Below are 11955 nucleotides of genomic sequence, written 5' to 3' on the forward strand. Positions count from 1 at the left end.
TTTTTGCGGTTGGCACACGCTAGTTCCATTGGGTATGGAAAACCCCTGGCTGGTCAATGCGCTCATAGGTATGGGCGCCGAAATAATCACGTTGGGCCTGAATCAGGTTGGTAGGCAAGGTCTCGCTGCGGTAGGCATCAAAGTACGCCAGCGAGGCCATCATTCCCGGTACGGGAATACCTTTGTCAATGGCGGTTTTCACCACGGCCCGCAGGTCTTGCTGCCGGCGCACCAGGTCTTGCCCAATGGCAGCATCCAGCAACAGGTTAGGCAGGTCTGGGGAAGTGGCAAAGGCCTGCCGGATGTCTTCCAGGCACGCTGCCCTGATGATGCAGCCACCTCGCCAGATTTTGGCCACTTCGGCTAATTGCAAGTCATATTGGTAGGTATGGGAAGCCACGCGCAGCTGTACCAGCCCTTGGGCGTAGGTTACCAGCATGGCAAAATAGAAGGCGTTTAGCAGCTGTTTCTCAAAAAGCGGGTCATTTTCCGCAGCATTAGTGGGGGCGAATACGCCGGCCAGCTGTTGGGCCGCCAATATGCGCTCCTGCTTGTACGCTGACATGTCCCGCATGGTCACGGCCATGTCTACGCAGGGCAGCGGCACTTGCAGATCCATGGCGTTTTGCGAGGTCCATTTGCCGGTGCCTTTTTGGCGCGCCCAATCAGAGATCATGCTCACCAGCCGCTGGCCGGTCAAATCATCTTTCTTAGCCAAAATCTGGCCGGTGATCTCCACCAGAAATGACTGCACCTCGGTAGTGTTCCAGGACTGAAACAGCTGCTGCAAGGCTTCGTCTGAGTACCCCAGGCCCCGCTTCAGTAGGTCATAGGTCTCTGCCAGGAGTTGCATGATGCCGTACTCAATGCCGTTGTGCACCATTTTCACGTAATTGCCCGCTGACCCGTTGCCCAGGTAGGTCACACACGGCTCGCCGTCAACCTTGGCCGCCACGGCCTCAAACACCGGCCGTAGGCGCTCATAGGCCTGCCGGTCGCCGCCGGGCATCATGCTGGGCCCGAACCGGGCCCCTTTCTCGCCGCCCGAAATGCCCATTCCGAAGAAATGGAGGTTCATCTCGCGCAGGGCCAGCACACGGCGATCAGTGTCTGGGAAGTAGGAATTGCCCCCATCAATGACAATATCACCGGGTTCCAGCAGCGGGGTCAAAGAGGCAAGAGCGGCGTCAACTGCCTTGCCGGCCGGCACCAGTAACATCACGGCGCGTGGTTTCTGCAGAGACGCCACAAATTCCTCTATGGACGTGGTGCCTTTCACGGTGGTGCCGAGGGTGGCTTCAGCCTCAAAAGCCGCGGCTTTGGCAGGGTCCAGGTCCAGACCCACCGCAGAGAAGCCGTGATCAGCTATATTCAAAAGTAAATTTCGGCCCATTACGCCCAACCCTACTATACCGAAGTCATATTCCATAGTGGTACTGCAAGCTTATGTGATTCATTGGAAATTGAGAAACGGAGGTAATTTGATAAACAATAAGGTATTTCCCTAATAAATGTGGGCGCCACCCTGTCGGCGGCTGGGCCCAGGTGCTTCCTTTCCGCCCACCTTTGGCATACCTATGCACTTCCTGCTGGCCCGTAACCCGCTCCTTTTCACTTAGGTACTCCACCTTATTTTAACCTGACAGCCTCATTTTAAGCCTTGTTTTATAAAAACAGAAAACAAACCAGACTCTGGACGGAAATTGAAGGGGCGGCTTCTGTCGTCAGCGTAATTTACTAGGGGTTAAATGGGGTTCAACCGGTTTTGGCCCTTCTTTTGCAAAAACAGCCGGAAAGCAGAGGTGGGAATTTTAAAAAGAAGACCGGTTTCAGCTCGCTTCTAAGTATAGTCCAGAACATTAGACAGGGTGTCCTGAAGGTGCTGGTGTCAAGGGTCCTTCAACCAGAACACTACCTACCGGAGGAACAGAGCACCGGTCTTAAGTCCAAAGGGAGGAGTAGAGGCCGCTTTGGTTGCGGGGAGGTTTCTATTTTTAGATAAGGTGGGCATTGACCAGGCCTTGCCCCTACCCGCTGTTCGTGATGCTGCTAAATAGAAAGACTTATTCCAGGGAAAGGTCTACCACCGCTTTGAACTGCAGCCGATGCAGGGCACTGGCCATGCCATCGTTTTTCCGGAGCACGTCATAGAGGGCAAAATCCTCAAAACCGTGGCGCCAGAACTCGCTGCCCGTGGGGCAATAGGGATTCAAGATGCAGGAGGCTTGTTTTCCTTCGCTTATATTCAGCAGCCCCCAGCCGGGTGGCGTTTCCTCTTCTTTGACCAGGCCAGAGGGTACGCACAGGAACCGGTAGCGCCCTACCCCGTTGACCGGTAATTGCCAGAACTGGGTTTGGGTCTCTTTCTCAAAATCTGAGCGGGAAACAAAAAACTTAATGAATATACTTCTTCCAAAAGAGCCCACTCCCAGCACCACCGGGTCCTGCGGCGGGTCGTTTCCAGTGGCACAGCCTTGAAAAACAGTAGCACAGCTTGCTTCTGTCAAGAGCCATTTGCAGGCAATAGGAACCAGGTCTTGGTGCGTCATCCTTGGTGGTTTTGAAAAGGAGACAAAATCTTATTCAGACGTTTTGTCGTCCAGGATCAACGCAGGCTCTTAAGGCACCGGCTGCTTCCGCAGCCTGGGGGAAAGTGTTTTAGATCACCTGGCCAGGGAAATACCCCGCTGATCTTGGTTTAAAGCCAAATAACGGGGTTTTGCTTTTTTCATACAAGGAAAGAAAATGAAAAGTATGCCCTCAGAGAGAATCATTTCCTGGTTATCTGCCCAAGACGGCGGTGAGGTTCTGCCGGTAGGCCTCGCTTAACGGAATGGTTTTCTGGTGGATAGTGACCTGATGCCGCTCCACCCTCTCAATTTTATGCACCGCCACCACGTACGACCGGTGCACCCGCACAAATTTTTCTGCGGGCAGCAGCTGAATGGCTTCCATGAAGGTACTCCTGGACAAGACGTTCTTGTCCTTCAGGGCGAAGGTCACATAGTTGCCGGTCGCCTCCAGGTACAGGATCTCGTCAAACATGATCTTCAGCTGCTCATAGCCGGTTTTCACGTAGAGGTGGTCCTGGGTTTCTGAGGAGTTTCTGAAATTATAGAGCTCAAACGCCTTGTTGCACCCCTTGATAAAGCGGCTCAAAGAAAAGGGCTTGAGGAGGTAATCCACGGCATCCATCTCAAAACTGGTCACGGCGTGCTCAGAATAGGCGGTGGTGAAAATCAGCAGGGGCTTTTTGCTGAGCGAGTTGAAGAAGTCAATGCCCGAGATATCGGGCATCTTGATGTCCAGGAAAAGCAAGTCAATGGGTTCCTTCTGCAGGTACTCCAGGGCCTTGAAGGCATCGGTGAACTCGGCCCGCAGGTCCAGGAACGGAACCTTGGAGGCGTGTGACCGGATGATCTCCAGGGCAATAGGTTCGTCGTCTATGGCAATCGCTTTCATGGAACACAAGGTACAAATAGCCCGGCACCTATGCCACCTGCAACGTGAGGTGCACAAAAAACTCTTTGCCCGTTTCCCGGATGATCACCTCATGCTTGCCCGGGTACAGCAGGTGCAGGCGCTGCTTCACGTTCTTGAGCCCGATGCCGCTTTTGTGTTTCTCCGGGTCGGTGCCCTGCTTCAGATGCTTGCTGTTGTGCACGTCAAAGTACAGCGTGCGGTCTTTCACCTCCAGGGTAATGCTGATGTGCGACGGCTCCCGGAGGCTGATGCCGTGTTTGAAGGCATTTTCCACAAATGGGATCAATAACATGGGCGAGATCTGGATGGTGTTGGGCTGGCATTCAATCACCGAACTGATGTTCACGTTAGGGCTGGAATCAGTGCGCAGGCGCTGGAAACTGATGTAGTTGTTCAGGTACTCAATCTCGCGGGACAGGGGTATTTTCTCCTGCATGTTTTCCTGCAGCATGAAACGCATCATGTCGCCCAGTTTCTCAATCCCTTCGCTCGTGCGCTCGGCTTTTTCCTGGATGGCCGTTCCGTAAATGGTGTTGAGGGCATTGAACAGGAAGTGCGGGTTGATCTGCGACCGCAGGAAGTCAAAGCTGGCCGTGGATTGCCCCAGTTCCTTCTTCAGGTCATGGATCTCGGCGTTGCCACGCATCTGGCGCTTGTACAAGACCCAAGCCAGCGGCGCGGTAATAAGCACCTGGAAGGCCACATTGAACATGGCAAACCCAAAGGAGTAATCAAGGCTACGGGTGATGAGCACCGCCAATAAACCCACCAGCGGCACAGACAGCACCAGTAAAAGCAAGGTTTTCAATAAATAAGCCCTAAACGGATTCTTCTTTGGTAAAGCCGCCGGAATGAGCGCGTAAAACGAATAGCAGTACAATAAAATGGCGACGGGGAATAAAATCGCCCAGCCTACTATCAACTCTCCCTCGGCATCTGCAATGAGCAGCAGAAACATACTGATCATCCAGAGCACGAACGCTACAAGGGCGTCTCTGGTAATGATCTTGTACTTGGCCTGGATGACTTCTGAGTTGGAGAGCAGGTACAAACCCGCGTATTTGATCACCGAGTATACCCCGAAGAGCAACAGCAGCCAGAACGCGTAGAAGAAGCTTTCTTTGAACAAGGCGTCATAGGTGTCCTGCTCAGTGGCATAGCGGGCAAACAGGTAGTTCTTGGCGTAGGTGTTGGTGGTGCCAAACACCAACCCAATCACCCCAAAAGAGACTAGGATAATCAAGGCGCACCTGATGGGTTGCTGCCTTAGGATCAGTTTGGGTACTACTATAAAATTAAGCACCAGAAACGCCAGAAAAAGGGTCAGGTACTGGATAAACAGCGGGAAGAAATAATCCTGGTAAAAGTAAAAGGGGGTATTGGCCTCTCTGAACCGGCCCTCTAACCTATACGGATAGGTGGTATTGAGAAAAAACACCGCAAAAACAAAGATGGTGGTCACCGCCCAGAATTCAATCTTCTTGAGATACTGCGGATTGTGGATGAGGTCTTTCATGTGCTTCTATTTATAAAACAATGTTAGGGTAAAGGGATAAGGGAAAACAGAAAATGTGACGAATGCCGCTTAAAATGTGATGGACCTCCAAATCCGCTTTCGGCAACTAGGTGAGCCCAGGCGCAAGGACTGGTTTAGGACTTGAGACCGCTAGGAGTTTTCCCCAGGGCCCTTTCTTGATCTTGAGGTGCTGACCCTAGCCATTGTCCAATAAAAAGGTGATGCGCATGCCGTTTTGGTTTCCGGTAGGAACACCTGATTGCCTTGGTGTAAAAGCCGGCCGGCGTACTAAATCTCCTGAAGGTAGAGCACATGGCTCCCGCGGCGCCTCCTGCCCCAGGTTGCGTTCAGCAGCTGGTCGTCACAGAACTCGTTACCCAGGGCGCGGTTAGGGATAAGCGGTGGCAAAGCGAACTGAATTCATCCTAGGCTCAGCGGCTCCAATAGTTCCTTTTCCAGGTTTTCCTGGTTGGGTATGCTGGTAACCCGGGCCATCACCGCGCCCAGCAAACAAAATTCCAGGTGGTTGTATTGGTACTTCTGGCCGGGGATGAAGGCAAAAGGCAGGTCCCGAATCGTTTGACCATTTCACGGTAAGCCAAGTCCAGCTTAGACCATTGCTTTTCCCCGCGGGCTAGCGCCGTTTGCCGGTTCAGGCTTGAGCTGGCTTGGGTGAGGCCCGAGGCAGGGTTCAGAAATTGGCGCATCGTGCCCTCCTGGCCTTGAGCAGGTAAATCTTGCAGATAAAACGTGAGTGTATCCTCTAAGGGTACCTGCCCCTCCTCTGCCAGGCGCAGCAGGAGGGCCACGGTGAACTGCTTCGTCAAAGACCTGATCTTGCACACGGTGTGCGGAGAAATAGGAATGCCCATTTCGCCGTTGGAATCTCCATACCCCTGGGATAACACCATCTCCCCCGCCTGCGCCATGGCCAGGCTAAGGCCCGGCAGGTCTCCCGCCACCAAATAACTGTGGGCCAATGAATCTGCCAAGGCCTCCAACCCACTCAAATCAGGTTCGGCCGGGGGCGCAAGTTTGGTATTGGATCGGGAAGCCTGGGGGGTAATACAGTCAGTAGACGCACATCCGGCTAGCATTCCGCCTGCCAGGACGAACAAGAGCAAGAAGGTTTTCAGGACCAGGCTTCTTCCATGATGCTGGGCCCCGGGAAAAGATTTTTGTGGTATAGCTTCCATGATCGTTTTCGTTAAACACTGGTAAAACCCTGCAACTTTAAGACAAGGATAGGAAGCATTTACACCAACAAAAACTAAATGTGACGGAAGCCCTACAAAATGGGATGGAAACTGGGTTCAGGTAAAATTTTGGCTGGTAACCGGCTCCAAAAGGCTTAATCAGCAGGTAACAGAAGGCGTTTTACCCGTCTTTCTGGAAAACCAGGCGAAAAAGGAACGGAGCTCTTCAGGAGGCCACCGGTGGAGGCCAGGCAGTTTCCCTGGCAACTTTCAAGGGCTGGGCTTCGGCCACCATGCGCCCTAAATCAGTGAGAATACTACCCATGTCCCGGATGGTCTCCAGAGAGCTGATTTTGTTCAGGCTGTCCAGGCACCTTGCCTGCTCCACCCGGGCGGTTTCAATAGCGTCTTGCAGGTGTTGGAGGGTATCAGCGGTGACATGTACCGCCGCCAGCCCATACGCCGAAAGGATGTGCGCGGTGGCTTCCATAGCTTGTTTGAGCCGCTGCACATAGGCCTGTTCCAAGTAGAGAGGCTGGTTTTCCTGGATATCCGCCAAGCTCCGCCGAATGCCCCTGATCTGGATGGTGATGCTTTCCAATTGCACGATGGTTTCTGCCAGGTGATGGAGGCGTTCGCGCTTGTGCGTGAGCAAGGGGTTGTATTTCAGGCTCTGTTCGGCCAGATCCAGTGACTTCCGGCAAGCCTGGGCCTCCTTGATCAAAGCATCCACCTCTGACCTACCGGTTTTCCGGGCCGGGCCCAGGTCTTCCAACAGCACCGCCAATCCCTGTAGCGTCTTAGCCGAAAGACTGCTATAGGCCAAGATGCTCCGTTCAACCTCAGGTATCGCGTTTTGGGGAATAATGAGGGCGTTGATCAGCACGGCAATGCCAGAGCCCAGTACCGTTTCTATGATTCTTTCAAAGGCGTACCCTTCGCGGGTTTGGCCAAAGGCGAGCACCAGCAAAGAACTGATGGCCACCTGGGAAATGATCTGCGGATTCAGGCGGAGAGCCTTAGCCAGACCCATGCCCAGGAGGATGATGAAGAAAATGGAAACTGCCCCAATCTGGAACCAATGCCCCAGTAACATGCTCACCAGAACACCGCCAATAATGCCAATGATCCGGTGCGTAGCCTTATCTACTGAATCTGCCACGGTCACCTGCACTGTTAGGATGGCGGCCACGGCGGCAAAATACGGGTACTCCGACTGCAGGAGCGTAGAAGCTACAAACCAGGACAAGGCTGCCGCAAAAGCGGTCTTGGTTATCTGCAGGGTCAACCCCACCCTGCCCAATATGTTCATGAGCTTGTCCACTAGGTACTCTTACTTCTATAGTGGTTTTTGGTTGGCGTTCGGACCTTCGGCACTATAGAAAAACGACCACCGGTATGGCCATTTCCTTAGCGGTGGCTGCGGTAACCAATACCAAATAGCGTATGGAAAGCAATGTTAGGGACGGTAGCGGAACCACCGCCCGCCAAGGGCATCCTGGCCCAGGCCGCGGTTAGTTTTGCCTCTGGTCTGAAAAACCAATGATCAGCAAACCCAACCTTTGGGCCCACAGCGGCCTGCAGGCATAGTCCGGAAATATGGTACCCGCCGCCCAGCAGACTTTTCACCGGGTTGATGCTCTTGCCCCTCAAACGCCCCTCCGGATGGCCAATCACCAACCCCAGCCCCAGCCTGAACCATGATTTTGACATGGGGCCCGGCAGAGCCCGGCTTACCATTGCCAGGTTATAACCATGTGACACCTCAAAATGCTCCAGGTTGGGGGTGGGGTTCTCCAGGTAGAGCTTATGGTGCACCAGTTCAGCGCTCCACTGCCGGTACCCCAGCCGGTACGCGTAGTACGGGGAACCGGTCCAGGGGCGGGTTTTGTAGCGGGCCCTGATCTGAATAGGAGGCTGACCAGGTTGCTCAATTTTCAGGCGCGTGGGCAGGCTCCAGGAAGTGCCCGCAAACACCTCTGCTGTGAGGCCCTGCCCTACAGAGGGAAGGCAGCTTCCCATTGTCGCTACCACCAGCCACCCCACCTTTCTGAAAAAGCCCATCTTATTCTGCCCTCCGGTTCTATTCCATTTCCCGTTCTTTTTTAACGGCTACCGCCGAAGGGAGGTGGTGAACCAGGTATAAAAAACACGGCACGTATTCCCAGGTTAAACAAGCCCAACTTATTGCGGTTGAAAGAAGTAAAAACCTATAGGAAACCTGCTCTGGTTCTGACCACCAAAGTCATTAATGACGAACAGAGGGATTCCCGTTAAAATTGAAGCCATGAAACAACTAGTCAACCTTGCCCTGGTAGCCTTCACGTTGGCTGGCGCCGCCTGTAGCCAAAAAGATAACCAGCAGGAAGAAACGCCATCACCTAACCCTGTTGGCAGCTGCACTCCCCTGGAAAACCGAACCGCCAATGCCCCGGCACAAAAACCTGCCTTTGCCGGCCAAACCAGGGCCTGTGGTATTACTTCTGGCGTGGCCTTGAACGTAACGGTTTTAGCAAAAGGGCTGGAAAATCCCTGGGCAGTGGAACCTCTTCCCGATGGATCATTGCTGGTCACCGAGAAACCGGGCCGGTTGCGCCTCATTTCCCCTACCGGGGAAGTGGGCCCCCCTATTAGTGGATTACCCCAGGTAGATGCCCGCGGGCAGGGAGGTCTGCTGGACGTTGCGCTAAGCCCCACCTTCTCCTCAGACCGAACCATCTTCTGGAGCTTCTCAGAACCCCGCACTGGCGGAAACGGCACCAGTGTCGCCCGCGGCGTCTTGTCTCCCGACCGCAGGAGTCTGGAGCAGGTGCGGGTCATTTTCAGGGCTTTGCCTACCTACAACGGCACCATGCACTACGGCTCCCGCCTGGCCTTTGGGCCAGACAACATGCTGTACGTCACGTTAGGTGAGCGGTCAGATCTGGCCGTACGGCCCCAGGCGCAGCACCTGAACAGCCACATGGGCAAGATCCTGCGCCTTACCCCAGACGGTACTCCCGCTCCTGGTAATCCCTTCATTTCAGAAGCAGGCGCTCTACCTGAAATCTGGACTCTAGGACATAGAAATGTGCAGGCGGCAGCGTTTGACCAGGAAGGTAAACTTTGGATAGTGGAGATGGGTCCGCAGGGTGGAGATGAGTTAAACCAGTTGGAGAAAGGCAAGAACTATGGTTGGCCATTAGTTACCTACGGCCAAGAATACTCGGGGAACCCGGTACCTAATTCCGTCACGGCCAAGGCTGGTTTTGAGCAACCAGTCTATTACTGGGACCCCGTTATTGCTCCCTCAGGGGCTCAATTTTATACAGGAGCAGCATTCCCTGAATGGCAAGGAAACCTTTTGGTGGGAAGTTTGAAAGACAGGCGCCTGGTACGCTTGAAGATTGAGAAAGGCAGAGTCACCGGGGAAGAGCACCTGCTCACTGACAGGGGCCAACGGATCCGGGACGTACGCCAAGGACCAGACGGTGCCCTCTACCTAGTCACCGACCAAGCCAACGGAGAACTCTGGAAAATTACTCCTCAACGGTAGTTCCCTGCCACAGGAAGTGTAGGCACAGGAAAAAAAAACTCGGTTCCTCTACTGGTTTCAAGGAAGTTTCAGAAGAAAAGCCCCAACACGGGAGGTAAGAGGTAGTTTACCCTTCTTTCCTGTTAATCGAACAACATGGCCTCTAGATGCAAGAATAAGTGGAGCAAAAAAGGAAAAATAATTCAAACCCAAATAAACGTGACTCCTCATCAATATGGTATTTACCTCCCAACATACCAGCTAAAGGATTGCCTTCACTGGATGAGGGAATAGAATCATGAAAAGGCAAAAACCAGAATTCCATTGGATTGGCTTCCTGAAGAGGACCATGGAAATGCTACATAATTCGTCATCCAATTTATAAAAGTTGTTTTTTTAAACAAGAGGCCTAGGATACTCCAACACCCTATTTCAGGGTCTTTTTGGTAAAACAGGCATAAAATATCAGAGGGTATGCTCCCACAAAATAGCGTTTAATTCATCGCCATTTTGTGGGAGCATACCCTCTGATATATACCAAAGAATCTTCTCCTGCCCCAAGTGAGATAGGATTCGATACTTTATAAAGCTTCTCCTTAAGGCTGCGGCCTCACCTGGCCCCTGATTTCTCCACCCGGGAATTGTGCCGAGTGGATGTTCACGTAGTATTTACCAGCCAAAAGTTCGGCCTCTTGGTCTGCGGTCAAAGCAGGCGTTTGGGCGTTAATGGGGCTGGTATATGGGGCAGAGCCAATCGGAATCACGATGGGTCCACTCACGCCCACGTCTCCTCTGTGAAAGTGCATGGCCGTAGGAGTTAGCCCCGAGAAGGTAATGGTATAGGTAAGAATCTTAGTGTCTTTGTTATAAGAACCAGTAAACGTACCGGTTGCCTGAGATGAATTAGCAGGTACCTCTTCAGAACCTCTTATAGTGGTGTTCTGAAATTTGACAATGTTCGTGGGTTGATCATCATCGTCATCATCATCGCTGCAACCAACCGTTACGAAGGCCAAGGACATGAACAGGGCAAAAATTAATCGGGCAAGGGAATAGGGAGTTTTCATGAAAGTAAATTTTCATTTGATATTTGTCTTATAAAAGGGTAAGTCATTCCACTCAGCACAAGAGACGTGCTGCGCCAAGGATCAAAATCAAATAACTTTATAAATCTTCTGTTGGATTGTTTTACCAGCTAAAAAAAACGAACTGCCTAACTTCTAACCTTTTACCCGACTATTATTTCAACGGTTGAGCCTTTAACAAAGGGTCCAGCTACTAAACCAAAACAAGGGAATTCTTATAGGGGAATACCAAAAAGGATTTACAACTGGAGCCAACAGGTACGGATTGAAATTTTTTCTAAAGAAGCTCTACATACTACCGGCCAATTAGTTCTAGGCCCATACACGTTGTGTAGAACCAAGTAACCAAAAAAAGGTTTGTTTGCTGACATATTTTTCCCCTTCTCCAGTAGTTGGTGTACTTGAAACCCACAAAAATGTTCAACCCTTAGAATTTGTATAAAGGAGTTTAGGAAAGAATATCCAGCAAATACACCAATCTTCTAAAGTGAACAGCTTATAAAATGAACTTACTAAGACTACACCAAGGCCTAGATTAATCTTTTTTCCAAGGACAAATTAACGTTAAGGGATAATTCTTGACTCAACTCCCTAAGTTGAAGAACCAAATTGATAGAAGGTTCTTAAACTCCTAAAGCAAAGATCATAAGCTTCACCTGTGCGAATGGAACACTACTTTTGAAAATTCATCCCCATCAGCGACTAATAGAAAAACCCTAATTCATGGTGATTGATTAAAACTTAGAAAATACGATAGATACAAAAAAGATTGCCTTAAGAATCATGAGCGATTAAGTAATACGGATTTACAATGAAGAATGCCCCTAATAACTAAGGTTAAAGAAAAAAAGCCTGTACCCCAAGATAGGACCTTTCGGTTTCTATCCTGGGGTACAGGCTTTTGTTGGGGAGGATGATCTTCACCAAGCTTCCTTTTTATAATCCTTTGTCTGCTGCCATCAACTTCCTCTCTCCTTCTCCTGGGGATAGACGCAAGAACCCCCTCCTGCACGGGCAGGAGGGGGTGTCTGGTGTAAGGGGGTTGGCGGCTACCTACTCTCCCGCGTGTGACCGCAGTACCATCGGCTCGGCGGGGCTTAACTTCTCTGTTCGGAATGGGAAGAGGTGGACACCCGCGACATAGCCACCATTATCTTTCGC

The 11955-nt window shown here is 51.7% G+C and carries 9 protein-coding genes and 1 rRNA gene; 1 reads left to right on the plus strand and 9 read right to left on the minus strand.

What is annotated here, in order from left to right; all coding sequences use genetic code 11:
- Nucleotides 1-19 precede the first annotated feature (19 nt).
- The 7 genes from gndA to FOE74_RS11700 form a co-directional block, all read right to left on the minus strand.
- Nucleotides 20-1429 carry an NADP-dependent phosphogluconate dehydrogenase gene (gndA, locus tag FOE74_RS11665; protein ID WP_149098763.1) on the minus strand — a complete coding sequence of 470 codons (1410 nt, stop codon included), beginning with the start codon at nucleotides 1427-1429 and terminating at the stop codon, nucleotides 20-22.
- 634 nt (nucleotides 1430-2063) lie between these two features.
- Complete coding sequence (locus tag FOE74_RS11670; RefSeq protein WP_149098764.1) at nucleotides 2064-2549, minus strand: hypothetical protein; 486 nt, start codon at nucleotides 2547-2549, stop codon at nucleotides 2064-2066.
- 232 nt (nucleotides 2550-2781) lie between these two features.
- Nucleotides 2782-3462, minus strand: a complete 681-nt coding sequence (locus tag FOE74_RS11675; RefSeq protein WP_149098765.1) for a LytR/AlgR family response regulator transcription factor — start codon at nucleotides 3460-3462, stop codon at nucleotides 2782-2784.
- A 28-nt stretch (nucleotides 3463-3490) separates the two neighbouring features.
- A complete protein-coding gene (locus tag FOE74_RS11680; RefSeq protein ID WP_149098766.1) occupies nucleotides 3491-4999 on the minus strand; it encodes a sensor histidine kinase in 1509 nt (502 codons plus the stop codon).
- Between the two features lie 494 nt (nucleotides 5000-5493).
- The gene (locus FOE74_RS11690; RefSeq protein WP_192576610.1) at nucleotides 5494-6123 is read right to left on the minus strand and encodes a serine hydrolase domain-containing protein; all 630 of its coding nucleotides are present in this window, start codon (nucleotides 6121-6123) and stop codon (nucleotides 5494-5496) included.
- A 298-nt stretch (nucleotides 6124-6421) separates the two neighbouring features.
- Nucleotides 6422-7507: an FUSC family protein gene (locus FOE74_RS11695; protein ID WP_149098768.1), complete on the minus strand. Its 1086-nt coding sequence runs from the start codon at nucleotides 7505-7507 to the stop codon at nucleotides 6422-6424.
- Nucleotides 7508-7605: 98 nt separating this feature from the next.
- Nucleotides 7606-8259: a hypothetical protein gene (locus FOE74_RS11700; RefSeq protein ID WP_149098769.1), complete on the minus strand. Its 654-nt coding sequence runs from the start codon at nucleotides 8257-8259 to the stop codon at nucleotides 7606-7608.
- Between the two features lie 223 nt (nucleotides 8260-8482).
- On the opposite strand from FOE74_RS11700, the gene FOE74_RS11705 reads away from it, so the two are divergent.
- Nucleotides 8483-9730, plus strand: coding sequence for a PQQ-dependent sugar dehydrogenase (locus tag FOE74_RS11705; protein ID WP_149098770.1), 1248 nt, complete (start codon nucleotides 8483-8485; stop codon nucleotides 9728-9730).
- Nucleotides 9731-10305: 575 nt separating this feature from the next.
- Here the strand turns inward: FOE74_RS11705 and FOE74_RS11710 are convergent.
- Nucleotides 10306-10776: a CHRD domain-containing protein gene (locus FOE74_RS11710; RefSeq protein WP_149098771.1), complete on the minus strand. Its 471-nt coding sequence runs from the start codon at nucleotides 10774-10776 to the stop codon at nucleotides 10306-10308.
- A 1058-nt stretch (nucleotides 10777-11834) separates the two neighbouring features.
- A 5S ribosomal RNA gene (gene rrf, locus FOE74_RS11715) occupies nucleotides 11835-11946 on the minus strand.
- Nucleotides 11947-11955 lie beyond the last annotated feature (9 nt).

The organism is Rufibacter glacialis (assembly GCF_008271745.1).
Lineage (GTDB): Bacteria > Bacteroidota > Bacteroidia > Cytophagales > Hymenobacteraceae > Nibribacter > Nibribacter glacialis.